This is a genomic window from Alphaproteobacteria bacterium (genome assembly GCA_030739735.1).
Classification (GTDB): domain Bacteria; phylum Pseudomonadota; class Alphaproteobacteria; order UBA7887; family UBA7887; genus UBA7887.
Map to the genome: position 1 here is coordinate 51,405 of JASLYQ010000012.1, position 24,947 is coordinate 76,351.

Below are 24,947 nucleotides of genomic sequence, written 5' to 3' on the forward strand. Positions count from 1 at the left end.
CGCCTGCAACGGCGACCGGCGCGATCTGCGCCACTTACATCCACGGGAGGGGTCGGTTTATACCGACCGCACAGCAACCAGATGGCAACAAAGGCACCTTCGGGCCCGCGCAGCATTGCGCTTGTCGGCCCGTTTTCTAGTGGCAAGACCACGCTTCTCGAAAACCTTCTCTTCGTCGCCGGCGCGATCCCGCGCAAGGGTAGCGTCAAGGAAGGCAACATGGTTGGTGACGCCTCGGCCGAGGCGCGGGCGCGCCAGATGAGCGTCGAGATATCGGCTGTCACCTTCGAACATATGGACGAAACCTTCACGGTGCTCGATTGCCCGGGCTCCCTCGAATTCATCCAGGAGGCGATGGTTGCCTTGGTCGGTGTCGATGCCGCAGTGGTCGTTGTCGAACCCGAAATTGACCGCGTGATCGCACTGGCACCAATCTTCAAGTTCCTCGAGCGGCACGGTGTGCCGATGATGCTGTTCATAAACAAGATGGACCGCGCCGAGGTTGGCGTGCCGGAGTTGTTGGGGGCCTTGCAGGAACAATCCGAGCGGCCGCTGGTGCTGCGACAGGTACCGATTCGCGAGGGCGAATCGATCTCCGGTTATATCGATCTGGTGCACGAGCGCGCCTATCAGTACAAGTCGGGCGAAGCCTCCGCTCTGATTCAGATTCCGGAAGCCATGGCCGAGGGCGAGGTCCAGGCGCGTACCGAGCTGCTGGAAGCACTGGCGGATTTTGATGACGATCTGCTGGAGCAGTTGCTGGAAGACGTGATTCCCCCCAACGAGGAGGTCTACGCCGCCCTGCACAAGGACTTCAGTGAAGGCCTGTTAGTGCCGGTGCTGCTCGGCACAGCGGAACAAGAGAACGGCGTCCGCCGCCTGCTCAAGGCGCTGCGCCACGATGTGCCAGAGGCGGCAGAGACTGCTGCCCGCGTTGGTCTTGGCGATGACGGTGATGCGGTCGTGCAAATTCTCAAGACCTATAATCTGCCTTCGTCGGGCAAGGTCTCGCTGGCCCGCGTCTGGCGCGGTAGCCTTGCCGATGGCGTCAGCCTTGCCGGCCAGCGTATAGGCAGCATCAACAGCATGAGTGGCCAGACTTTGACTAAGATTCCCAAGGCTGAGGCCGGCCAGATCGTCGCTCTCGGCCGCATGGAAGGCGTCAAGACCGGCCAGCTGCTCTCGACCGCCGGGGAGATGGAGGCGCCGGAGGCGCTAGTCGTGCCAGTGCTCGAGCCCGTCTACGCCTTCGCGATCACGGCTGAAAATCGCGCCGACGAGGTCAAGCTGTCGGACGCCCTGCACAAGCTGCTGGAGGAGGACAGCTCGCTAAGCACGGTACAGGACCAGGAGTCGCATCAGCATCTCCTGCGTGGCCAGGGCGAGATGCATTTGAGGGTGGCACTCGACCGCCTGCGCAACCGTTTCTCCCTGCCACTGGTTACCGAGCGGCCAAAGATTCCCTACAAGGAAACCGTGCGGCGCCCGGTCGAGCGGGTGCAGGGGCGGCATAAGAAGCAAAGCGGTGGCCACGGCCAGTTCGGCGATGTCTATATCGACGTCAAGCCCCTACCGCGCGGCAGCGGCTTCGAGTTCAAAGATTCCATTGCCGGTGGTGTCGTGCCGAAGCAATACATCCCCGCGGTCGAAGCCGGCGCGCGCGGCTATTGCAAGAAAGGGCCGCTCGGCTTCCCCGTGGTCGATGTGTCGGTCAATTTGGTGTTCGGCTCGTTCCATGCCGTGGACAGCTCGGAGATGGCCTTCCAGACGGCGGGGCGAATCGCCATGTCGGAAGCTCTGCCGAAGTGCCACCCCATCCTGCTCGAACCAATCAGTAACGTCACGGTGTATGTGCCGAACACCTTCACGCCGCAGGTGCAGCGGCTGCTGAGCGGCCGGCGGGCCCAGATTCTCGGCCTTGAGGCACGCGAGGGCTGGAACGGTTGGGATCAGGTAACGGCGCTTCTGCCCCAGTCAGAGCTGGCCGATATGATTATTGAGCTGCGCTCGCTGAGTCGCGGTGTCGGCACCTACGACTACCGTTTCGAGCACTTGCAAGAGCTCTCCGGTAAGCTTGCGGACGACGTGGTGGCGGCCGCCGCCGAGTAGCCCAATTCGCGGCGGGTGGCTTTTGGTGGTATCATGGCCGCGAAAAGTTGCCGCGTGAACGCTAGAATCCAGCGTAGGAGTGGGGCCGGAGAAGCTGTAGCACACGTGGTGGATAACGCTAACAACCGGGGGAGCGTGTCCATGTACGTAAAGGATATCCTTGGCGGCAAAGGCGACGAGGTCTTTACGGTTCGTCGTGAGGCGACCGTCGTCGAGCTTGCCAAGGTCTTGGTTGAGCGGCGCATCGGCGCTGCCGTTGTGGCCGATGGCGATACGGTCGTCGGCGTGGTGTCCGAGCGCGACATCGTTCATTGTATTGCCGAGTTGGGCGCGGGCGCAGGCAATCGCGCCGTAGCCGATGTCATGACGACAGACGTAAAGACCGTCTCGCCGGATACTACGATCGACGAGGTCATGGGATTGATGACGCAACGCCACATTCGACATCTGCCGGTGCTGGAAGACGGCAAGCTGGCGGGCATCGTCAGCATCGGTGACGTGGTCAAGGACCGCATCGCGAGTGTCGAGCGCGAAGCGAGCCAGTTGCGCGACTACATCACCGCCTGACACCATGAGCCGGCCCGAACTGCTCATCCTTGGCGGCGGCGTCGCCGCCTGCGCCTTCGCTGCTGAGGGCAGGGCGGTCACGCTCCTCACACAGGAGCGGCGCCACCCCACCTATGAAGGGCTGTCGCCGCGGGCCGCGGAAGGCCTGCGCACGGCGGGATGCGAGCGGGCGCTTGAGGCGGCTGGGCCCTGGGTCGAGCGCATCAGTCATTGGAACGGCGAGACCCGTACCGTCAACGGCGAGACCGTGGCGGGCGCGCTGGGTACCGCGCGCTACCGCGACCGCCAGCCGCAGCCGCCCCAGGGGCTCGGACCCGTGCGCCTGATGTGCGAGATCATCGACTACCGCTATGCTCGCACGCTATCCGGCGCTAGCCAGATGATCGACCCCTATATTCACCGCGGCCTTTGGCGTGATGTGCAAATCTGGCTACCGGCGGTTGAATACCGCCGCGAGGAAGGCAACCTCGAGAACTTGCGTGCGCCGACGACGCTGCCGCTGGTGGTTAAGATATTCCCCATGATGACCTGGCTTTGGCTCGGTTTGCTGCTGGCACTCGCCGGCGCCATCGCCGCTATGCGCCACGAGTTCAAACGCGTCTGAAGACCGCCACTAGCTCCAACTCGGCGGACCAAGGGAACTGGTCAATCGGGGTGATCGTTTCGATGGCGTAACCGCCGTCAACTAGGCTGCGGGCGTCGCGGGCGAAAGTGCCGGGATCGCAGCTCACAGCGATCACGCACGGCACGGTGCTGGTGGCCAAGGTGTGTGCCTGTGCGTGGGCGCCGGCGCGTGGTGGGTCGATGATCACGGCGTCGAAACGGGCCAACTCATCGCCGGTCAGGGGGCGAGCGAAGAGATCACGGGTCTCGTCCGGTTCGGCCGCGGCGTTGTTGTCGACCGTGTGCACTTTGCGGTGCCGAGCCAGAGGAATGGCGAGTGTGCCGCAGCCGCTGAATAGGTCTGCTATGACCTTTGCCTCGCCCAGGCCGGCGGTAACGGTGGCGCGGATGGCCGCTTCGCCTTCACAACTCGGCTGTAGGAAGGCGCCTGGTGGCGTCGAGACCGATATGCCATTGAAGCTCACCCGCACCTCACGCCGGCGTGCGATCAGCCCCTCGTCGTTCCAGGTCAGACTGGCGATATCGGCCTTCTCCGCGAAAGCGGCAAGGCGCTCGCGCTCGGCAAGATCGAGTGGGCGCTGCCGCGCGATCACCAGGTCGAGACCCGTCTCTGAGTCAAGTACCTGCAGTGTCAGCCGCTCGCTGTTGCGCAATAATTCTGCACAAAGTTTGCGCAAGGGCACCATGGCGGCAACGAGAGCTGGGGTCAGAAGTGCACAGGAGGCGATATCGACCACACGTCGCCCTCGGCGTTTGTGAAAGCCGAGGGCGACGGCTCCACGCCGGCTCTCGGCCGAGAAGCGCGCACGGCGTCGGGTCCCGGGCGGTATCACGATAAGATCGGTGACAGACGCATCGCCCAGACCGCGCCGCATCAGTGCCTCGACGACCAGCGCCCGTTTCCAGGAATTATAGGCATCCTGTGCCAGGTGTTGTACGGCGCAGCTGCCGCAATGACCAAAATGGGGGCAAGGCGGCGTGACCCGCTCCGGCGCTTCGGTGAGCCGTTCCACCGCCTCGCCGCCGATGCCGCGGCCGCGTTTGCGGCCGAGCCGTACCCGCACCGTTTCTCCGGGCAATGTAAAAGGCACATAAACCGGGCTGCCGTCCGTAAGTTGGCCGACGCCGTCACCGGCGCTGCCGATGCGCTCAATAATGACGGTTGCGGTTTGCGTGTCGTCCGTCTGTCTCGTCATCGCGATAACTGCTCCGTATAGTTCGTTCCCATGATTTACCTGTTCAGCGATTTCGGGGCCAATGGTCCCTATGTTGGTCAGCTCTCGGCTGTGCTGGCGGATATGGTACCGGCAGAGACCGTGGTCGACCTGATGCATGACGCGCCGATGTTTGACCACCGAGCCGCAGCCTACCTGCTAGCCGCTCTGGTGCAGCATCTGCCGGCCGGGGGCGTCGTACTGGGTGTGGTCGATCCGGGGGTTGGGTGCGCCGACAGGCGGCCGATAGTTATGCGCGTAGGCGGTCGCTGGTATGTAGGCCCCGACAACGGCCTCTTCGCGATCATTGCAAAGCATGCGGGCGGCGGTGAATGGTGGCAGATTACCTGGCGACCAGAACACTTGTCGAAGACCTTTCACGGCCGCGATCTCTTCGCACCGGTCGCGGGCATGTTAGCGCGTGGCGATAATGTGCCCGGCGAGCTGTTCGATGGCAACAACGCGGTCGGTATGGATTGGCCCAACGACCTTAGGGAGGTCGTCTATATTGACCATTATGGTAACGCGATGACGGGAATTCGAGCCTTTACCCTACCGAAGGATGCTGTGCTGAAAGTCACTGAAGTAAACATTATGCGGGCCCATATCTTTTCCGATGTCGAGCCGGAAAAGGTGATGTGGTATGAAAATTCCTGTGGCCTGGTGGAGATCGCCGTCAACCAGGCGAACGCGGCTGAGGTCATGAGCCTTTACGTGGGCAGCCACGTGCTGGCGTTGACCCCTGACTGAGATGTGACAACCGTCACGGGTTGCCCACTGACCAGGCGTTATTCTCTTCACACCTGTCGTACGCCTTGCGACTGCGGCGCCTTTTGCGACCATCCCGGCAAACCAGTCTTGTAGCGTTGCCGCCGGCGCTTTCTGTCTCACATTGTGTTCCCCCGACGTATGCCTTGTGTCGTCGGTGCTTTCCCGTAATATGCCCGCCTCCTGCGTGGGGGCAGGGCAGTTGAGCGGGATAGGGAGGCGCGTTCGGGCAAAACCGGGTTTGGCCCGGAGCCGGCGCGACTAGGGCATGCAAGCTTCAGCCGGCAATGGCGCCACGAAGGCGCACGACACCTTTCCGAAATTGTTGATGGAACAGGCGCAGAAGCGCCCGGATGGCGTATTCCTGCGTGAGAAGGACTACGGCATCTGGCAATCCTGGACCTGGCAGCGCTCGGCGTTGGAGGCGCGCAATCTGGCGCTTGGTCTTGCGGCGCTTGACTTCAAACGTGAGGATAAGGTTGCGATCATTGGCGACAACCGCCCGGTGCTCTATCTGGCGGCGGCGGCAGCGCAGTCGCTCGGCGGCGTGCCGGTGCCAATCTACCAGGATTCGATCGCCGAAGAGATGCTTTATATTCTCGACCATGCGGAGGTGCGTTTCGCTATAGTCGAGGATCAAGAGCAGGTCGATAAGCTGTTGCAGATTCGTGACCGATTACCGTGTCTCGAGATGATCATCTATGACGATGTTCGCGGCATGCGTCACTACCGTGAGCCGGGGCTGGAATGGTGCCAGGACATGCTGCGGCGCGGCCAGCGCTTCGCCAGCGACAACTCGCAATACTACGATACGGAAGTGGTGGCCGGCAAAGGCTCCGACCTTGCTATCATGCTCTACACCTCAGGCACCACCGGCAAGCCGAAGGGGGTGATGCTGAGCTATGATAATCTGGTGCGGACGTCCTACAACAGTATTTCACACGATTGTCTGACTGATCAGGAGGAAGTGCTTGCCTACCTACCTATGGCCTGGGTCGGAGACCACTTGTTTTCATACGGTGAGGCGATGTGCGCGGGCTTCACTGTGAACTGCCCGGAAAGCGGTGCCACGGTACTGGCCGATCTGCGCGAGATCGGCCCAACCTATTTTTTCGCTCCGCCGCGCATCTGGGAGAACCTTCTTACCACGGTGATGGTGCGAATCGAGGATGCGGCGTTGATTAAGCGCCGTATGTTCCATTATTTCATGAAGGTGGCAGAGCGCGTCGGCGTGCGCCTTCTCGACAGCGAGCAAGTATCGGTGCCTGACAGGCTGCTCTATCGCCTCGGTGAGATTCTCGTCTACGGCCCACTCAAGGACAATCTCGGTTTCGGCAAGATGCGCGTCGCCTATACCGCCGGCGAGGCCATCGGCCCCGAGATCTTCTCCTTCTATCGCTCGCTCGGCATCAACATCAAGCAGATCTATGGCATGACCGAGGCGACCGCTCTGGTCTGCGGCCAGTCCGACGGCCATGTACACGCTGAGACCGTGGGTGTGCCTTTGCCCGAGGTAGAATTACGCATCAGCGACGGCGGCGAGGTGCAGTTTCGCGGACCCGGTACCTTTATCGGCTATTACAAGGATCCCGAGGCTACGGCCGAGACCAAGACCGAAGACGGCTGGATAATGTCGGGCGATGCAGGCTATATCGACGACCAGGGTCAGCTGCGTATCATCGACCGTGCCAAGGACGTGGGTCAGCTCACCGATGGCACGATGTTCGCGCCCAAATATCTGGAGAACAAGCTTAAGTTTAGCCCCTTTATCCGTGAGGCCGTGACCTATGGCGACAGGCGCGACCAGGTCACCGCCTTCATCAATATCGATCTCGAGGCCGTGGGCAACTGGGCGGAGCGCCGTGGGCTCGCATATACGAGCTACACGGATCTTGCCGCCCAGGACGACGTCTATGCCCTGGTCTCCGGTGAGGTTGATAAGGTGAATGTAAGCTTAGCAGGGGACTCGCAGCTCTCAGGTTCGCAGATCCATCGTTTTCTGATCCTGCACAAGGAGCTTGACCCTGACGACAACGAGTTGACCCGCACACGAAAGGTGCGACGCAAGTTCGTGGCGGAGAAGTATGAGACCTTGATCTTGGCACTCTACAGTGACGCCGACCGGGTGCAGATTGAGGCCAAGGTAACGTTCGAGGACGGCCGCGAGGGTTCGATCAATGCCAACCTCAAGATCTGGGACCAGGAGCCGGTAGTTCCGCTGGCGAAGGCGAGCTGAGCCGTGAGCCAAGGCAGAAAATTTGGCGAAGTCATTCTCAGCGCGCGCGAGATTACTCTGAGCTTCGGTGCGGTACAGGCGCTGATAGACGTCTCGGTCGACGTGCGCGAGCATGAGATTCTGGCCATTATCGGACCGAACGGCGCGGGTAAAACCTCGCTGCTCAACTGCATTAACGGCGTCTATCACCCGCAGCAGGGGGCTATTCTCTTTGAGGGCGTGCCGCGCCTCAATGCCGATCCAGCGAAGATCGCCCGCCAGGGTATTGCCCGCACCTTCCAGAACGTGGCCCTGTTCAAGGGCATGTCGACGCTCGACAACATCATGACCGGGCGCAATACCAAGATTCGCAGTAATATTTTTTGGCAAGCCCTTTACGTGGGCAGCTACCTCAAGGAGGAGTTGGAGCATCGCCGCGCGGTCGAGGAGATTATCGACTTCCTCGAGATCCAGGCAATTCGCAAGACGCCGGTGGGGCGCCTGCCCTATGGCATGCAGAAGCGTGTCGAGCTGGGTCGCGCACTAGCCGCTCAGCCGCGCATTCTTGTGCTTGACGAGCCAATGGCTGGCATGAACGTCGAGGAAAAGGAGGACATGTCGCGCTTCATCCTCGACGTGAACGACGAGTTTGGCACCACCATCGTGCTGATCGAACACGACATGGGCGTGGTCATGGACATCTCCGATCGTGTGGTGGTGCTTGATTACGGCCGCAAGATCGCCGACGGCACGCCGGACGAAGTACGCGCTGAGCCGGCCGTGATCGAAGCCTATCTGGGAGTGAGCGCATGAGCGTCTTCAAGCGGGAGCCAGCCTATGCCTGAGATGAGTTTTGCAATGGAGCTGCTGCTCTTTCTCGAGGTGCTGATCAACGGCCTGCTGTCGGGGATCATGTATTCCCTGGTGGCGCTTGGCTTTGTGCTAATTTTTAAGGCTTCAGGCATCTTCAATTTTGCGCAAGGCGCCTTCGTGCTGTTCGCCGCGCTAACCTTCGTCAGCTTCCTTGAGGCTGCGATCATGGGCGCTGAGAACAGCGGCCTGCTCTATTTCGTAGCCTGCCTCATGCTGACACTCGTGGTCATGGCGGTCTACGGCGTGGCGGTGGAAAGGATTGTGCTGCGGCCTCTGGTCAACCAGCCGCTAATTATCCTTTTCATGGCTACTATCGGGCTCAACTTCTTTACTGAGGGATTCGCCCAGCTGATTTGGGGCACGGAAGTACACCGGCTAGACCTTGGCATCCCTGACGAGCCGATGGGCTGGTTGCTCGATAAAACCGACATGTACATCACCGCCTTCGATGTGGCCGCGGCAGCGATTGCTGCCGGCCTGGTGCTGTCCTTGAGCTTGTTCTTCTCCAAGACGCGCACGGGGCGCGCCTTGCGCGCGGTCTCGGACGATCACCAGGCTGCCATGTCGGTGGGTATCCCGCTACAGCACATCTGGGCGATCACTTGGGGTGTTGCCGGGGCCATTGGCTTGATCGCCGGCATCCTCTGGGGCGCTAAACTTGGCGTGCATTTCAGCCTTGCGCTGCTGGCCCTGAAGGCACTGCCAGTGCTGATCATTGGCGGCTTCGATTCCATCGCCGGCGCTATCGTTGGTGGACTCATTATCGGTGCTTCTGAGAAGCTAGCCGAGTTCTACCTTTCCGGCATCGTCGGCGGTGCCTTGGAGAACTGGTTCCCCTATATTCTTGCTACCCTCTTCTTGCTGGTTCGCCCCCAGGGGTTGTTCGGTGAGAAGATCATAGAAAGGGTCTAGGCGGTGATCTATCGCGAGGCAGGTCAGTTCAAAGCGTCGTACCACGCCGACCAGGCTATCTTCACGATCCGCCAAGACCTATGGTTTATCGGTGGCCTCAGCCTGTTGGCGTTGTTCGTGGTGCCCTTGCTGGCGAGCGAGTACTTGCTGCAGTCGGTGCTTCTGCCTTTCCTGCTCTACACTATCGCCGCGATGGGGCTAAACATCCTGCTCGGCTATTGCGGTCAGCTCTCTCTGGGAACGGCGGGCTTCATGGCGGTAGGCGCGTTTACGGCCTACAAATTCGCCACGGCTTTTCCCATTCTGCCGGCACCGATCCTGTTCATTCTGGCCGGGCTGGTGGCGGCAGCGGTTGGTGTGCTTTTTGGTCTGCCCTCGCTGCGCATCAAGGGCTTCTATCTGGCGGTGACCACGCTTGGTGCGCATTTTCTTATCGAGTGGGTGCTGACACATTTCGGCTGGTTTAAGAACTATTCGGCTTCGGGCGTGATCACGCCGCCGCCAATCACCTTGCTCGGCTTCCCCATCGACTCGCCGGTAGCAAAATACGTGTTTACGCTGGTGGTTGTCATCATCCTGGCGCTGCTGATGAAGAATCTGGTGCGCAGTGCTATCGGCCGCGCCTGGTGCGCGGTGCGCGACATGGATGTTGCGGCCGAGGTGATCGGCATTCGCCTGCTACGCACCAAGCTGATCGCCTTTGCCGTCAGCTCGTTCTATTGCGGCGTGGCTGGAGCGATGTACGTGAACTTCTACCTCGGCACGGTAGAGCCGCAGGCCTTCACCATCAATCTCGCCTTCCTGGTGCTGTTCATGGTGATCATTGGCGGGCTGGGCAGCGTGCTGGGCTCATTCCTTGGCGCCGGCTTCATTGTCGTGCTGCCGATCCTGATCAGCAACATCCTGTCCATCGTGGTACCGGATGCACCGGGGGCGGTGGTCTCGAATGTCGAGCTGATCGTCTTCGGTTGCCTAATCATTTTCTTTCTGATCGTCGAGCCTGCGGGGCTGGCGCGGCTCTGGGCGATTGCTAAGGAGAAGCTTCGCATGTGGCCGTTCCCCTATTAGGGAGACAGTGCAGCGTTTTTGCTGCGGGGGATGGCGCGTGGTATCGTCGCTCGGGGACCGCAACGAAAAATCGGCGCTGGCGCGCCGGCAGAGGAGGAATTAACCATGACGCGCAATCTTATCGCGACTGCTGCGTTGGCGTTGGCGCTGGTGCTCGGTGCCACAGCACCAGCTCTCACCCAGAGCGAAGAAGAGATGCAGTTCTATCCGGTCAATGCCTATTGGACCGGGCCCTATGCTGCGGGTGGCTCGGCCTTCGGCGGCGGCATGATTGACTACATGAAGTTGTTGAACAAGCGTGACGGCGGAATTAACGGCGTCAAGATGTTCTGGGAGAAGTGCGAGACCCAGTACCAGAACGACCGTATTATCGAATGCTATGAGCGCCTGAAGAACCGCGGTGCCGGCATGGCGCTGTTCCATCCCATGAGCACCGGCGGCACCTACTCGGTGTTCGAGCGCGCCTGGGAGGATAAAATTCCGATCCTCACCGTCGGCTACGGCCGTACGGATGCCTCGGACGGGCGCGTGTTCCCATATCTGTTCCCTCTGATGACCAATTATTGGTCGCAGAACACGGCCAAGATCCGCTTTATTGGCAGCCGGGTAGGCGGTATGGAGAACTTGGCCGGGCTCAAGATCGCTAACATCTATCATGACTCGGCCTATGGTAAGGAGACCATCCCGGTTCTGGACAGGCAGGCCGAGATGTACGGCTTCAACGTGCGCCATTTCCCGGTTGTTCATCCGGGCCTTGACCAGAAGGCGATCTGGCTGCAGGTGGCGCGCCGTTATCGCCCGGACTGGGTAATCCTGCGCGGCTGGGGCGTGATGAACCCGACCGCAATCAAGGAAGCTCAGCGCGTCGGCTTCCCGCGTGACCACATGGTCGGCGTCTGGTGGTCGGGCGCCGAGGAGGACACCATTCCCGCCGGCGACGCGGCGGAGGGTTACATCGCCGCTGGCTTCCATCCCTCGGGTACCGACTTTCCCGTGATCCAGGATATTCTCACCCACGTCTACGACGCCGACGAGGGTGAGCTTCCGCGCGAGCGCGTGGGCTCGATCTACTACAACCGCGCTATCGTCTGGGCCATCGTTTCGACCGAGGCCATTCGCACGGCGATGGACATGTTTGGCGACCGCCCGGTCAGCGGCGAAGAGCTTCAGCAGGCGCTGGAGACACTGGCATTGACGTCTGAGCGCATAGCGGCGCTCGGCGCCACAGGGCTGGTGCCGCCGTTCTCGGTAACCTGTACCGATCACGAGGGTGGCGCCCCGGTGATGTTCCAGCAATGGAAGAACGGCGCCTGGGTTGCGATCTCCGACTGGATCGAGACCGATCAGGATATCGTGCGCCCGATGATCGAGGCTTCGGCGGCGGCCTATGCGGCCGAGCAGGGTGTCGACATTCGCGATTGCGCGAATTAGGCCGCACGAACCCATGGCGGTGAGCGAGACTGAAGCCAAGGCCGAGAGCAGCGCAGCCACGCCACTGCTCTCGGTCAACAATATAGAGGTTATCTACGATCGCGTCATTCTGGTGCTCAAGGGAGTTTCGCTCGATGTGCCCGCAGGTGGCGTGGTCGCGCTGCTCGGCGCCAACGGCGCCGGCAAGACGACGACGCTGAAAGCGGTCTCTAATCTGCTGCGCTCCGAGCGCGGTGAAGTCACCAAGGGGCGGATCAATTATCTCGGCGAGGCGGTAGAGAGCTTGTCGCCGTCCGAGTTGGTGCGCCGCGGCGTTATCCAAGTCATGGAGGGACGCCACTGCTTCGAACACCTTACTGTCGAGGAGAACCTGCTCACCGGGGCCTATTCGCGCCGCGACGGACGGGCCGCTATCCAGCAGGATCTTGATCTGGTCTACAGCTATTTTCCTGCGCTCACCCGCCGGCGCACCGGCCTGGCCGGCTATATCTCCGGCGGCGAGCAGCAGATGACGGTGATCGGGCGCGCACTGATGGCGCGTCCCAAGCTCATTCTTCTCGACGAGCCGTCGATGGGTTTGGCGCCGCTGCTGGTCGAGGAGATTTTTGACATTGTACAGCGACTCAATACCGAGAAAGGCGTGAGCTTCCTACTGGCTGAGCAGAACGTTAGCATCGCTCTGAAATATGCCGATTTCGGCTATATTCTGGAGAACGGCCGTGTGGTGCTGGATGGTAAGGCGGTGACTTTGCGTGAAAATGAAGACGTGAAGGAATTTTACCTCGGCCTCAGCGAGGGTAGACGTAAGAGCTACCGTGATGTGAAACATTATCGTCGCCGCAAGCGTTGGCTGGCATAGTATTCTCGAATACCGCTTGATTACTTGGCAGAGTGGGTAATTTATGCCACACTCTCGAGCCGAGATGCTAAACTAACCGCACCGATACTATTGGAAAGGCACACCAAACCGCATAACGGGCTGGTCCCGTGGCCCTACAGGCCTATATGCGTATCAAAGCGGGTGTGGCAGTGACGGGCGATGCAACAGATAATGCAAATAGCATTAATTGGGCCGTCTCACGCAATGTGCAGTAAGCCACATATAACCCGGCAACCCAACACCCAAGGAAGAGAGGCTTAGATTTCAATGGCAGCTATCAGAAAAAAAGCACCTGCGAGGAAGACCACCACCCGTAAACCGGCGACCCGCGCGAAGGCGGCCCGCTCTGCGGCGGCCAAGCCTAAGAAGGCGGCAGCGAAGACCAAGGCTGTGGCCAAGCCCAAGAAGGCGGCGGCGAAGCGTGCAACCGCGGCCCGCAAGACCACTAGCGCCCGTAAGGCTGCTCCTGCGCGCAAGACTACTCGCGCCCGTAAGGCTGCTCCTGCGCGCAAGACTACTCGCGCCCGTAAGGCTGCTCCTGCGCGCAAGGTCACTCGTGCTCGCAAGGCTACTCCTGCGCGCAAGGTCACTCGTGCTCGCAAGGCTACTCCTGCGCGTAAGGCTGCTCCTGCGCGCAAGGCTGCTCCTGCCCGTAAGCCTGCTGCAGGCGTGAGTGCCGTTGCGAGCAACATGGTGACCCTTGCTTCGCGGCTTCTGGTTCGCTCGCTCTCCGCGCGCCTCGGACCCAAGGGCATTGGCTATGGCCAGTACCCAGTCCTGATGCATCTGTGGCAGGAGGATGGCCTGACCCAGAAGGAACTCAGCAATCGCGTGCGCATCGAGGCGCCGACTATGGTCCGCACTCTCGACCGCATGGAACGCGACAAGCTCGTCGTGCGTAAGCGCAGTGATGCCGATCGCCGACAAATTCACATTCGCCTCACGGCGAAGGGTAAGGCGCTGAGGTCAAGTCTCTCCTCGCTGTCCAATCAAGTGGACAAGGTTGCCTTGTCAGGCCTCAGCAAGAAGGACAAGGAGAAGCTCCAGGCTCTGATGGGTAAGGTCATCAAGAATCTGGAAGGCGACTCTGCCTAATGATTGTAAGGGGCGGCGTGAGCCATGGGTGCACGCCGCCTTATGCTCTTGCGCCACGCCAAGTCCTCTTGGCGTGGCGATGGGGGTGACCACGAGCGTCCGCTAAACGCCCGTGGTGAAGCAGCGGCTAAGCGTATAGCTACGTATTTGGCCGACCAACCGCTACCCGACCTTGTGCTTTGCTCCACGGCTACCCGTGCCCGTGCGACTTTGGCTGGCTTGGGGGCGGTCATCACATGCAAGGTACGCTTCGAGCGCCCCCTCTATCTCGCGCCGAAAGAGCGCTTGCTCGCACGTCTGCGTGCCATCGAGTCTGAATGGCAACGGCCGCTTCTCATCGCCCACAATCCCGGTCTGCAGGATCTGGCCGCTATGTTGGCGAGCGAAGCCGATCGTGCCCTTGGCGAGCGCATCGTAGGAAAATTCCCCACTGCCGCGCTCGGAACGTTCGACTTGCGCCCCGGTGACTGGGAGGTGTTCGGCCCGAGCCAAGTCTTGGCGGCAACGCTCGTCACCCCAAAGACACTCGCCTAACAGGCGGCGGTCTCGCTGCAGCCCAAGGCCGGCAGGACGGCCAGCGGGAGCCCGGCCCAGCGCAGCACGCCGTTCGCCATGGAGAAGTGCCCGGTGACCCGCTGGCTGTTTTCTTCGCCGCGCACTCCCGCCAAACGGTCGAGCGCGGTTGAGATCGCATGTTGCCAGTTTGCCGATATCAATTCGGCCGCTGCCGCTGCCTCCAGCACGGCGTCTATCCGGTTTAGGGTAAAGCGACCGTGCCCTTGCAGCTTCAACGCCTTATCCAGCGTGGCGCGGGCGCTGCCCTGGGCACTCAACGGTCCCCAGGTGAGATCCAGGCTGCTGATGTCGAGCGCTCCCTCTGCCTTGTGCCATCCCGCCGCATTGATGGGTAGCGGAGGGCCTACACCCTCAATCCAACCGACCATTTCGGCTTTGTCGATATTGCCGCTGAGCGGCGCACCGAGGCGCCAATCGACCGGCAGAGACACTGACGCTAAAGAAAGTGTAAGGCGCAGCATACCGTTGCTCACGTCCTCGCTGGTAATTTTGGCTTTGCTGATGGCGATCTCAAACTGGGGGCCGATAAGGGTTAAGCCGTCACCAGTTATGGTCACGTTAGCAACACGCCCGTCCTTGCGCAGTGCCAGCCGCGCCCCCAAATTGTCTGCCCACAGAACCGCCGTTGCTCGGCCCATCGGGCCGCTTGCGCTGAAGCGTTGCGGCGCCGTCAATAGTACCTCAAGGTGTTGCGGCGCCGCATCTGACAGGGTGACAATCGCCTGGCCCGCCTGCCATTGCCAAGCCTGGCTTTCGATACGGCCGCTGGCACGCAGGCCATTTAGTGTCAGGCGAGGCTCCGCCAGCAGGGTCTCATCATGCTCCAGCGATACCCAGGCGCTGGCCAAGCTGGCGCTGCGCTCGCTATGCACCAGGGCCGCTTCGTCGGCAATATGCTGCCAAAGGCCGTGCCACGCCGCTAAGATGGCACTGATAATAGCACCGGCCAGCATCGGTTCGCTTTCCATGCGCACATTATAGCCCGCGACAGGAGACGGTTGACAGTGGCCCGGCAAGTGCCGACAAACAGGAAAAATAAGCCGCGGAGGAAGCCATGGCAGCCGATCGTTACGACCAATTCGAAACTCTGACCGTCGATCGTCCGGCCGACGGCGTCTTGCGTATCACGATGGGTGACGGCGAGCGCCTACCCTCTGTCGATGCGGCGATGCACTACGACCTGGCCCACGTCTGGCGCGAGATTGATGCTGACGAGGAGGTTTCCGTAGCGATTCTGCGCGGCGCCGGTAAAGGTTTCTCCGCCGGCGGAGATTTTGACATGGTGGAAAAGGTGACGACCGAGTTCGACATGCGCGTGCGTGTCTGGAAGGAGGCCCGCGACCTCGTCTACAACGTGATCAATTGCTCGAAGCCCATTGTCTCGGCCATGCATGGCCCGGCTGTCGGTGCTGGTCTTGTCGCCGGCTTGTTGGCCGACATTTCGATTGTCGCGCGCGATGCTCGCATCATCGACGGCCACACCCGGCTCGGTGTGGCGGCGGGCGACCATGCAGCGATCGTCTGGCCACTGCTCTGTGGCATGGCCAAGGCTAAATATTATCTTTTGCTTTGCGATACGGTCTCTGGCGAGGAGGCTGAGCGCATCGGCTTGGTCTCGCTTTGCGTCGATGGTGCAGAGCTCAACGACAAGGCGCTCGAAGTTGCGAACCGCCTTGCGGCTGGCTCGCAGACCGCGATTCGTTGGACAAAATATTCCCTCAACAACTGGCTGCGGAATGCTGGGCCGATCTTCGATACCTCGTTGGCGCTGGAGTTTCTTGGCTTCACCGGTCCTGACGCGCGCGAAGGGCTGGCGTCGCTTCGTGAGCGTCGCCAACCGCAGTTCGAGCCAAGGTCGCCGCTCTAGCTTGCGGTAAGCGGGGCCGCGAGGAAGAGCAGGTTTCCATCGCACAGCATCAGGATGAGAACCGCGCGGCGCTTTGCGGAACGTGCCGAAGATAGCGCACCGACGAGTGCTGTGCAACCTGCACGTAGATAAGGTAGGAAAGTGTCTTGGCAACTTCTTCAAGGTGGGGAATGTTAGCCAGAATGTATGCTGCCAAGAGCAGAAATACAGGCCGTCTTGCGCTCTCATGAGATCCTTATGGAAGCGTCATAATTTTATAAAGTTTGGCCTTGTAGACTTATTCGAAAGGCTCTGTCTTCTCTTCTTGGCGGATCTCGTGCGCAATAGGGTCGAGCGACAATACATAGGTCGCGACTGCCCTGAGATCGGCATCGCTGAGGTGACTCGAGCCGTGCTCAATGAGCTCCGACATTGCGCCCTGGACGTCATTGCCGTCGGGATTGAAACCGGTCTGCAGCAGCCAAACGATGTCGTTCTCGTTCCAGCTACCGATCCCGGTCTCCTTGTCGGGGGTTATGTTGGGCACTGTGCCGCCAGCGGGCCAGTCTCGGTTGCCCGCATAGGCGAACGAGTCAAGCATTCCGCCAAACACATTCCGCGGCGTGTGACATTCGCGACAATGCAGCAGGTGTTCGGCGAGATAGCGACCGCGGTTTAAGACATCGTTACGGCCCGCATCGGTAACGAAAGGTTGCGGCACGAAAAACATCACCTGCCAGGCCAGGCTGGCGATGCGTTGGTTGAAAGGAAAGGTGAGCGCATGGGGCGGACTCGGTCGCGGCACTGGAGCCTGCGCCTGCAAATAAGCCCAGAGGTCAGCGAGGTCGATGTCCGTCAGGCCGCTATAGGCGGTGTAGGGGAAGCCCGGGTAATATCGCACGCCGGTGGGAGCGCGGCCGTAGCGCATGGCGGCGACGAACTGCGCTTCACGCCAGCGTCCGATGCCGTGATCGCGGTCGGGTGTGATGTTTGGCGCAATTAGCGTGCCGAACGACGTCGCCACTTTGCCGCCGCCGCCACCATCGTCTTTGTGGCAGGCGTGGCAGCCACCGGCGCGAGCCAGATAGGCGCCACGCGCGACGGCAGCATCATTCGCTGGAGCGTTGCCGGCAAGCAGCAGAGCGACGATCGCAAGCGCCGCCCCTTTCATGGCCAGTGCTCTCAGAGCTTTTTACGGTAGGGCTTATGGCAACCGCCACAGGTCTTGCCGAGCGCGCGGAAGGCTTCGATGACAGTAGGCATGGCGCCGCCACCGGCAGCGGTCACCATGGCATCGGCCGCGGCAATGGAGTCGCGCAACGCCGCTTCAAAGCCGGCCTTGTCCTCCCATAGCTTGGGCAAGGCATTGGTGTCACCAGTCTCGGTGCCTTCCGGAAACAACCCCTCGGCCATGGTGAGTCCCTCGCGGATCCCACGCGCATTGGTGATGATGTTGTCGGCAAAGGTTATGTTGCCCTTGGCGAACATTGCCAGGTTGCCCATGTTGGCGCCGACCGCCTTCATCACGTTGCGCCGGTACTTGATAATATTCTCTGGCTCATCCGCTGCTAGGGCTGCCGACAGCCCGCCGACCAGGATCGCCAACATCAGGCTCACGCAGGCCAACGCACGCGAAATTCTCATTCTTCTCTCCCATGCTTGTTCTTGTTTGCCACACCGCCTCCATTGTGACCCCAGGCGGGCGCTTGGCGCAACTGCGCGGTCGGCTTGACGCCCGTAGCTTGCGCGTCCATACCGCCGTGCTAACGAAACAGTGACGCTGGGGAAGGGTCGCCATGTACAATCTTTCCACCGTTCTCGAGACTAGCGCCCGTGAGGTGCCAGACAAGGAGGCCTTCGTTCTCGGTCCGATCCGGCTCACGTTCGCTCAGGTCCATGGAGCGGCCTCGCAGGTTGCGAACGGGCTCGCCGCCGACGGTATCGGTGCCGGCGACGTGGTGGCCCTAGCCTGCCCCAACCTACCTTATTTTCCGATCGTCTATTTTGGCATTCTCAAGGCCGGCGCCACGGTGTTACCTGTCAGCGTGCTGCTGACCGAAGACGAGATCGCCTATCTGCTGGCGGATTCTGGCGCCAAGGGTTTTTTCTGCTTCGAAGGTACCGTTGATCTGCCACTCGGCGAGGCGGGGCGCAGGGGCTTCGAACGGGTCGCAACCTGCGAGACTTTTCGGATCATCACGGCGGATCCGGCCGATGCCTCACCGTTCGACGGAATCTCGACCCTCGGCGCACTGATGGGCAATCAGTCGTCAGATTTCGATACCGTACAGTGCGCCGGCGACGATATCGCTGTGGTGCTCTACACCTCGGGCACGACGGGGCATCCCAAGGGCGCTGAACTCAGTCACACTAACATCTTGCTCAATGCCGTGGTTTCACGCGACCTGTGGGGCTCGTCCGACGATGTGGTGATGCTGACCCTGCCGTTGTTCCATGTCTTCGGCCAGGTTGTGCTGATGGTTGCCTGCACCATGGCCGGCGCCACCATGGTTCTGGTCCCACGCTTTGAGCCCGGCGCCGTGCTCAAGGCCCTTCAGGACGAGAACGTGACCGTGTTTGCCGGCGTGCCGACCATGTACTGGGCCTTGCTTAATCATCCGACGGACGGTATCGATCTCAAGCGCATCAAGGGCAATCTTCGCATGTGTGCGTCCGGTGGCGCTTCGCTTCCGGTCGAGGTATTGCGCGCCTTTGAGGCCAAGTTCGAGGTGCCGATTCTGGAAGGCTATGGCCTGTCCGAAACCTCGCCCGTCGCCACCTTCAACCACCTCCACAAGGAGCGCAAACCGGGTTCCGTGGGAACACCCGTCTGGGGCGTCGAAATCCGCGTCGTGGACGAAAACGATGAGGATGTGGGCGTCGGCGAGCCGGGCGAGGTGTTGATCCGCGGCCATTGCGTCATGCGCGGCTATCTCAATAAGCCAGAGGCCACCGCAGAAGCTTTCCGCGGTGGCTGGTTTCACTCTGGCGATATCGGCCAACTCGATGAAGACGGGTACCTCTATATTGTTGATCGCTTGAAGGACATGATCATTCGCGGCGGCTTCAACGTCTATCCGCGCGAGGTCGAGGAAGTGCTGATGGGCCACGAGGCCGTCTCGCTGGTCGCTGTCATCGGCGTGCCGCATGAGAAATATGGCGAGGAGATCAAAGCCATCGCGGTACCCAATGTGGGCGCCGAACTCGATCCGGACGCCCTGATTGCCTGGTCGAAGGCGCATCTTGCTGCCTACAAATATCCCCGCATCGTAGAGATTCGCGACAGCCTGCCCATGAACGCCACGGGGAAAATCCTCAAGAAGGAGCTGCGCGGCTGATTGCAAACGGCCTACCATTGACGGGTTTGCGTCAGGGTTGGGTGCCATGATGGTGTTGGAGACCGGCAGCAATCAAAGGCTGGTGGCGATACTGGCGGTGGATGTTGGCGACTATTCGCGTCTGATAGGCGAGAACGAGCCTGCTACCGTCTCTGCCACCGGCGAATACCACGACATTGTTAGTGGCATATAGAGGCTAATGGTGGATGTGTTGTCGACATGGCCAGTCTATAGGTAGCCTTGGATCAGCTCTTCGGCGATTTGCACGGCATTGAGCGCAGCACCCTTGTGCAGGTTGTCGGAGACCACCCACATGTTGAGGCCGTAAGGCACGGTGGTATCCTCGCGAAGGCGGCTAACGAAGACGTCGGGCTCGCCGACGCATTCGACGGGCGTCACATAAACGTTCTCTTCCGGATTATCGATAAGCTGTAAGCCGGGAGCATGCCATAACGCCTCGCGCACCTCCTCGATATCGATCGGTGTCTCAAACTCGACATTCACAGCCTCGGCATGGCCGACGAAGACAGGCACGCGCACGCAGGTGGCGCTGACTTCGATCTCGGGGTCAAGGATCTTCTTGGTCTCCTGCACCATCTTCCACTCTTCCTTCGTGGAGCCGTCGGGCCGGAAGACGTCGATATGTGGGATCACGTTAAAAGCCATGCGCTTGGTGAAGACGCTCGGTTCGTGTTCCTCCTGAAAGTAGATCTTACGAGTTTGATTGAACAGCTCGTCCATCGCCGCCTTGCCGGCGCCCGAGACCGACTGATAGGTGGCCACCACCACGCGCCTAATGCGGGCGATGTCGTGCAGGGGCTTGAGCGCCACCACCATCTGGATGGTCGAGCAGTTGGGATTGGCGATGATATTGCGCTCGCGAAAATCGGCCAGCGCGGTAGCGTTGATCTCCGGTACCACCAGTGGTACGTCCGGGTCCATGCGGAAGTGTGAGCTGTTGTCGATCACCACGCAGCCGGCTTCTGCGGCGCGCGGCGCGTGCTCGGCCGAGATCTTGCCGCCGGGCGAGAAAAGACCGATATCTGTGCCTTCGAAATCGAACGTGGCAAGGTCCTGTACCTTGAGCACCGTATCGTCTCCATAGGCGACTTCCTTGCCTGCGGATGCGGATGAGGCAAGCGCCACGACCTTATCGGCGGGAAAGTCCCGCTCGTCCAGCAAGTTCAGAATCTCCCTGCCGACATTGCCAGTGGCACCTGCCACTGCGACCCGATAGCCCATTTCGGCCTCCCTAGGTGGCTATGCAGTTAGTCTATTGAGTTCGGCGACGATCGCCTCGCCCATCACCTTGGTTGAAACGCGCGCTTTCTTCGGCTGCATGATGTCGCCAGTGCGCAAGCCCCCAGCAAGCACGATATCGATCGCCTTGTCGACCAGATCTGCCTCGTCTTCCATATCGAAGGAATAGCGCAGCATCATCGAGAAGCTAGACAGCATGGCGATGGGATTGGCCTTACCCTCTCCGGCAATGTCCGGCGCCGAGCCGTGCACCGGCTCGTAGAGCGCGCGCCGGCGGCCGGTGGCATCTGTCTCGCCGAGGCTAGCTGAGGGCAGCATGCCCAGCGAGCCCGTGAGCATGGCCGCGCAGTCCGACAGAATGTCACCGAATAGGTTGCCCGCTACCATCACGTCGAACTGCTTGGGCTCGCGCACGAGCTGCATGGCGGCATTGTCGGCATACATGTGCTGCAGTTCGACGTCGACGAACTCGCGCTCGTGAAGCGCGGTCATGTCCTCACGCCACATTAGGCCGCTTTCCATGACATTCGCTTTTTCGATAGAGTGCACCAGATTGCGGCGTTTACGCGCGAGTTCGAAAGCGACGCGACCGACGCGCTCGACCTCAGGCGTGGTGTAGACCTCGGTGTTGATGCCCTCGCGGCCACCGCCTATCAGCTTTTTGACGCCGCGGGGCTCGCCAAAATAGATGCCGCCCGTGAGTTCGCGCAGAATCATAATATCTAGGCCACGGACGATGTCCGGCTTCAGGGTCGAGGCTTCAATAAGTGGCTCGAACATCACGGCAGGACGCATATTGGCGAACAAGTCCATGTCTTTGCGCAGGCGCAGAATGCCGCGCTCGGGCTTGACAGAGAAATCGAGGTCGTCCCACTTGGGTCCGCCCACTGCGCCCAGAAGCACCGCGTCCGCCGCCATCGCGAGGTCCATGGTGGCGTCGGCACAGGGGGTACCGCGCTCGTCATAAGACGCGCCGCCGACCAGGTCCTCCTCGACCTCGAACGACAACGCCTGCCGCGCACCGAACCAGTCGATTACGCGGCGCATCTCCGCCATCACCTCGGGACCGATACCGTCGCCCGGCAACAACAACAATTTCTTGTTGCGAGCCATCGTCGTCTCCTTGTCTGTCAATCGTCTCCGGCTGGGCCGGGGGATGCTCTAGGACTGGTGCAGCCAGGGTTGTGTCGTTTTCTGCTGGCCTTCGAACTCGTATATGTCAGCGTGTTTTTCCAACGTCAGACCAATATCGTCGAGACCTTCAAGCAGGCAGCGGCGCCGATGTGGGTCGATCTCAAACGGCACTATGGTGCCGTCGGGCACCGAGATTTCACAGGCTTCCAGGTCAACCGTGAAGCGCGCATTGGCGCGCTGGTCGGCTTGCACCATCAAGCCGTCGACCATTTCCTTGGACAATTTGATGAGCAAAATTCCATTCTTGAAGCTGTTGTTATAGAAGATGTCAGCAAAGCTTGGCGCGATGACGCAGCGGATGCCGAAGTCGAGCAAAGCCCAGGGCGCATGTTCGCGGCTCGAGCCACAGCCAAAATTCTCCCCCGCGATGAGGATCTCGGCATTGCGATAGATGGACTGGTTGAGCACGAAGTCCGGCTTCTCGGTACCATCGGCCTCGTAGCGCATCTCGTCGAAAAGGTTCTTGCCGAAGCCGGTGCGCTTGATCGCCTTCAGATACTGTTTGGGGATGATCATGTCAGTATCGACATTAATCATGTCGAGCGGCGCCGCAATACCAGTGAGGGTGCAAAACGGTTCCATGAACTACCCTCCGCTCAGGCCAGTTTGCGAACATCACTGAGATGACCGCTGATCGCTGCTGCGGCAGCCATCGTCGGGCTAACCAAATGAGTACGGCCGCCGCGACCCTGGCGCCCCTCGAAGTTACGGTTGGATGTCGAGGCGCAACGTTCGCCCGGCTCCAGCCGGTCGGCGTTCATCGCTAGGCACATGGAGCAGCCGGGCTCACGCCAGTCGAAGCGGGCCTCGCGAAAAATCAAGTCGAGGCCTTCGTCTTCGGCCTGGCGCTTGACCAGCCCTGAGCCGGGCACGACCATGGCATGCACGCCGTTGGCCACCGTACGGTTCTTGGCCACCGCTGCCGCCTCGCGCATATCCTCGATGCGGGCATTGGTGCAGCTGCCGATGAACACCCGGTCGATAGCGATCTCCTCTAACGGTGCGTCGGCTTCCAGGGCCATATAAGCAAGCGAGCGCTCCATGGCTGCGCGCTTGCCTTTATCCGACTCGACGGCTGGGTCTGGCACCCTGCCGTTGATCGGTGCCACATTCTGCGGGCTCGTGCCCCAAGTCACCTGCGGCACGAGGCTGCTGGCGTTGATGCTGACCTCGCGGTCAAATTCCGCGCCCTGGTCGCTCGGCAAGGTGCGCCAGTAGGCCTCGGCCTTCTCCCATGCGCCGGGCTTGGGAGCCATCGGTCGGCCCTTGACATAATCAAATGTCGTCTGATCGGGCGCGACCAGGCCAGCCCGCGCGCCTGCCTCGACCGACATGTTGCAGACCGTCATGCGGCCCTCCATCGACATTGCGCGGATGGCCTCGCCAGCATACTCGATGACATGCCCGGTGCCGCCCGCGGTGCCGATGGTGCCGATGATGGCTAGGATCACGTCCTTGGGCCCGACACCGTCCGGCAAGGTGCCGTCGACCGTGATGCGCATGTTCTTTGGCCGTGTCTGAATCAGGGTTTGAGTGGCGAGCACATGTTCGACCTCACTGGTGCCGATGCCGAAGGGCAATGCGCCGAAGGCGCCGTGGGTCGCCGTGTGACTATCGCCGCACACTATGGTCGAGCCAGGCAGGGTGAAGCCCTGCTCAGGCCCGATAATATGGACGATGCCCTGGCGTATGTCATCGACGGGAAAATACGCCACGCCGAAGGTGCGGCAATTCTCCTCCAGGGCCTCGACCTGGATGCGTGAAGTCTCGTCAGCGATGCCGGCGGCGCGGTCGACAGCGACCGTGGAGATATTGTGATCCGCTACTGCCAGCGTGGCGTCGGCCCGACGGATCTGTCGACCGGCCATGCGTAGGCCTTCGAAGGCCTGTGGGCTGGTCACTTCGTGCACTAGATGGCGGTCGATATAGATCAGGGCCGTGCCGTCATCCTGGCGGTGCACTAAATGGGCGTCCCAGATCTTGTCGAAAAGGGTGCGTGGTCCGGACATGGCTGGTGAACTCCCGGTCAGTCTGCGGCGGGCTCGCTTTGCTCGGGAGCTTCGGCCGCGCTCTTGGCTTTAGATTTGGCACCACGGTCACTGCGCTTTTCGGAAATGCGGGCCGCTTTGCCCGTGCGTCCCCGCAGGTAATAGAGCTTGGCCCGGCGCACGTCGCCGTGGCGCATGACCTCGACCTTCTCGACCAGGGGCGAATAAAGCGGGAACACGCGCTCGACCCCTTCACCGTGAGAGATTTTGCGCACGGTGAAATTCGAGTTTATGCCCTTGTTGGCGCGGGCTATGCACACACCTTCGAAGGCTTGCACGCGCGAGCGCGATCCCTCAACTACGCGTACACTGATGCGCACCGTGTCGCCAGGTGAGAACGCGGGCACTTCCTTGTTCGCGGTGAGCTTGCTGATTTGCTCTTGCTCGAGCTGCTCGATGATGTTCATGATCGCCATCCAACCTTCTGTCGTGTTCCGTTTGTTCAATCCTTGCTCGGGCCAAGTTTGCGTCGCCGCCAAAGGTCAGGTCGGCGTGCGCGCGTCGCCTCTTCCCGCATGGCCTGGCGCCAAGCCGCGATGCGTGCGTGATCGCCGGACAAGAGGACCTCGGGCACCTCTCGCCCTTCCCAGTCACGCGGTCGCGTGTAATGCGGGTACTCAAGTAGACCCGCCTCAAAACTCTCCTCCTCCAAGCCCGCCTCGTCGCCGATGGTGCCCGGCAGCAGTCGCACGCAGGCGTCGATCAGGGCCATGGCCGCCACTTCGCCGCCCGAAAGCACGAAGTCACCGAGGCTCACTTCCTCCAGCGCGCGCGCCTCGATCACGCGCTGGTCGATACCCTCGAAGCGACCACACACCGCCATCACCCCCGGTGAAGCGGCCAGGGAACGGACGCGAGCCTGCGTCAAAGGCGCGCCGCGCGCACTGAGATAAAGGCGCACGACACCATCCGTCTCGGAGCCCACAGTG

25 protein-coding genes are annotated in these 24,947 nt (G+C 61.0%); 15 read left to right on the forward strand and 10 right to left on the reverse strand.

Translation table 11 applies throughout. The annotated features are described in order from the left end of the window. Positions 1-81: 81 nt before the first annotated feature. The 3 genes from QF629_07700 to QF629_07710 all read left to right on the forward strand — a co-directional run bounded on the left by QF629_07700 (position 82) and on the right by QF629_07710 (position 3,280). Positions 82-2,109 (forward strand): elongation factor G, encoded by a 2,028-nt coding sequence (locus QF629_07700; protein ID MDP6013410.1) that lies wholly within the window; start codon positions 82-84, stop codon positions 2,107-2,109. A 141-nt stretch (positions 2,110-2,250) separates the two neighbouring features. Beyond that, the gene (locus tag QF629_07705) at positions 2,251-2,676 is read left to right on the forward strand and encodes a CBS domain-containing protein (protein MDP6013411.1); all 426 of its coding nucleotides are present in this window, start codon (positions 2,251-2,253) and stop codon (positions 2,674-2,676) included. 4 nt (positions 2,677-2,680) lie between these two features. Next, positions 2,681-3,280 (forward strand): hypothetical protein, encoded by a 600-nt coding sequence (locus tag QF629_07710; GenBank protein MDP6013412.1) that lies wholly within the window; start codon positions 2,681-2,683, stop codon positions 3,278-3,280. Here QF629_07710 and QF629_07715 read toward each other — a convergent pair. Further along, on the reverse strand, positions 3,267-4,496 hold the full coding sequence (locus QF629_07715; GenBank protein ID MDP6013413.1) for a TRAM domain-containing protein: 1,230 nt from the start codon (positions 4,494-4,496) through the stop codon (positions 3,267-3,269). The two genes, QF629_07710 and QF629_07715, sit on opposite strands and share 14 nt — an antisense overlap. Before the next feature lie 30 nt (positions 4,497-4,526). Here QF629_07715 and QF629_07720 point away from each other — a divergent pair, with 30 nt between their 5' ends. From QF629_07720 to QF629_07760, 9 genes are all read left to right on the forward strand, one after another. Beyond that, positions 4,527-5,264 carry an SAM-dependent chlorinase/fluorinase gene (locus tag QF629_07720; GenBank protein ID MDP6013414.1) on the forward strand — a complete coding sequence of 246 codons (738 nt, stop codon included), beginning with the start codon at positions 4,527-4,529 and terminating at the stop codon, positions 5,262-5,264. Positions 5,265-5,550: 286 nt separating this feature from the next. Further along, on the forward strand, positions 5,551-7,518 hold the full coding sequence (locus QF629_07725; GenBank protein MDP6013415.1) for an AMP-binding protein: 1,968 nt from the start codon (positions 5,551-5,553) through the stop codon (positions 7,516-7,518). 3 nt (positions 7,519-7,521) lie between these two features. Further along, entirely contained in the window at positions 7,522-8,310 is a 789-nt protein-coding gene (locus tag QF629_07730; protein MDP6013416.1) for an ABC transporter ATP-binding protein, read from the forward strand. Positions 8,311-8,334: 24 nt separating this feature from the next. Next, the gene (locus tag QF629_07735) at positions 8,335-9,282 is read left to right on the forward strand and encodes a branched-chain amino acid ABC transporter permease (GenBank protein MDP6013417.1); all 948 of its coding nucleotides are present in this window, start codon (positions 8,335-8,337) and stop codon (positions 9,280-9,282) included. A 3-nt stretch (positions 9,283-9,285) separates the two neighbouring features. After that, complete coding sequence (locus QF629_07740) at positions 9,286-10,350, forward strand: branched-chain amino acid ABC transporter permease (GenBank protein MDP6013418.1); 1,065 nt, start codon at positions 9,286-9,288, stop codon at positions 10,348-10,350. A gap of 105 nt (positions 10,351-10,455) precedes the next feature. Then, entirely contained in the window at positions 10,456-11,781 is a 1,326-nt protein-coding gene (locus QF629_07745; GenBank protein ID MDP6013419.1) for an ABC transporter substrate-binding protein, read from the forward strand. A 19-nt stretch (positions 11,782-11,800) separates the two neighbouring features. Continuing rightward, the gene (locus tag QF629_07750; protein MDP6013420.1) at positions 11,801-12,640 is read left to right on the forward strand and encodes an ABC transporter ATP-binding protein; all 840 of its coding nucleotides are present in this window, start codon (positions 11,801-11,803) and stop codon (positions 12,638-12,640) included. A gap of 288 nt (positions 12,641-12,928) precedes the next feature. After that, positions 12,929-13,756, forward strand: a complete 828-nt coding sequence (locus QF629_07755) for a MarR family transcriptional regulator (GenBank protein ID MDP6013421.1) — start codon at positions 12,929-12,931, stop codon at positions 13,754-13,756. A gap of 24 nt (positions 13,757-13,780) precedes the next feature. Then, complete coding sequence (locus QF629_07760) at positions 13,781-14,290, forward strand: histidine phosphatase family protein (GenBank protein MDP6013422.1); 510 nt, start codon at positions 13,781-13,783, stop codon at positions 14,288-14,290. Here QF629_07760 and QF629_07765 read toward each other — a convergent pair. Then, the gene (locus QF629_07765; protein MDP6013423.1) at positions 14,287-15,300 is read right to left on the reverse strand and encodes a DUF2125 domain-containing protein; all 1,014 of its coding nucleotides are present in this window, start codon (positions 15,298-15,300) and stop codon (positions 14,287-14,289) included. The two genes, QF629_07760 and QF629_07765, sit on opposite strands and share 4 nt — an antisense overlap. A gap of 86 nt (positions 15,301-15,386) precedes the next feature. Between QF629_07765 and QF629_07770 the strand changes: the two genes are divergently transcribed. Next, positions 15,387-16,199, forward strand: a complete 813-nt coding sequence (locus tag QF629_07770; GenBank protein MDP6013424.1) for an enoyl-CoA hydratase/isomerase family protein — start codon at positions 15,387-15,389, stop codon at positions 16,197-16,199. Between the two features lie 277 nt (positions 16,200-16,476). Here the strand turns inward: QF629_07770 and QF629_07775 are convergent, their stop codons facing one another. After that, positions 16,477-17,349: a cytochrome c gene (locus QF629_07775; GenBank protein MDP6013425.1), complete on the reverse strand. Its 873-nt coding sequence runs from the start codon at positions 17,347-17,349 to the stop codon at positions 16,477-16,479. Between the two features lie 11 nt (positions 17,350-17,360). Continuing rightward, positions 17,361-17,822, reverse strand: coding sequence for a cytochrome c (locus QF629_07780; GenBank protein ID MDP6013426.1), 462 nt, complete (start codon positions 17,820-17,822; stop codon positions 17,361-17,363). Between the two features lie 152 nt (positions 17,823-17,974). On the opposite strand from QF629_07780, the gene QF629_07785 reads away from it, so the two are divergent. Then, positions 17,975-19,516 (forward strand): long-chain fatty acid--CoA ligase, encoded by a 1,542-nt coding sequence (locus QF629_07785; GenBank protein MDP6013427.1) that lies wholly within the window; start codon positions 17,975-17,977, stop codon positions 19,514-19,516. A 46-nt stretch (positions 19,517-19,562) separates the two neighbouring features. Next, positions 19,563-19,709, forward strand: a complete 147-nt coding sequence (locus QF629_07790; GenBank protein MDP6013428.1) for a hypothetical protein — start codon at positions 19,563-19,565, stop codon at positions 19,707-19,709. A 35-nt stretch (positions 19,710-19,744) separates the two neighbouring features. Here QF629_07790 and QF629_07795 read toward each other — a convergent pair whose 3' ends face one another. The 6 genes from QF629_07795 to QF629_07820 form a co-directional block, all read right to left on the reverse strand. Then, entirely contained in the window at positions 19,745-20,758 is a 1,014-nt protein-coding gene (locus QF629_07795) for an aspartate-semialdehyde dehydrogenase (GenBank protein MDP6013429.1), read from the reverse strand. Between the two features lie 18 nt (positions 20,759-20,776). After that, entirely contained in the window at positions 20,777-21,889 is a 1,113-nt protein-coding gene (gene leuB, locus QF629_07800; GenBank protein MDP6013430.1) for a 3-isopropylmalate dehydrogenase, read from the reverse strand. A gap of 48 nt (positions 21,890-21,937) precedes the next feature. Then, positions 21,938-22,552 (reverse strand): 3-isopropylmalate dehydratase small subunit, encoded by a 615-nt coding sequence (gene leuD / locus QF629_07805; protein MDP6013431.1) that lies wholly within the window; start codon positions 22,550-22,552, stop codon positions 21,938-21,940. Positions 22,553-22,566: 14 nt separating this feature from the next. After that, entirely contained in the window at positions 22,567-23,979 is a 1,413-nt protein-coding gene (gene leuC / locus QF629_07810; protein MDP6013432.1) for a 3-isopropylmalate dehydratase large subunit, read from the reverse strand. A 17-nt stretch (positions 23,980-23,996) separates the two neighbouring features. After that, positions 23,997-24,425, reverse strand: a complete 429-nt coding sequence (gene rplS / locus QF629_07815) for a 50S ribosomal protein L19 (GenBank protein MDP6013433.1) — start codon at positions 24,423-24,425, stop codon at positions 23,997-23,999. Between the two features lie 35 nt (positions 24,426-24,460). Beyond that, positions 24,461-24,947, reverse strand: a 487-nt coding sequence (locus tag QF629_07820) for a tRNA (guanosine(37)-N1)-methyltransferase TrmD (GenBank protein MDP6013434.1), incomplete at its 5' end; no start/stop codon positions are given.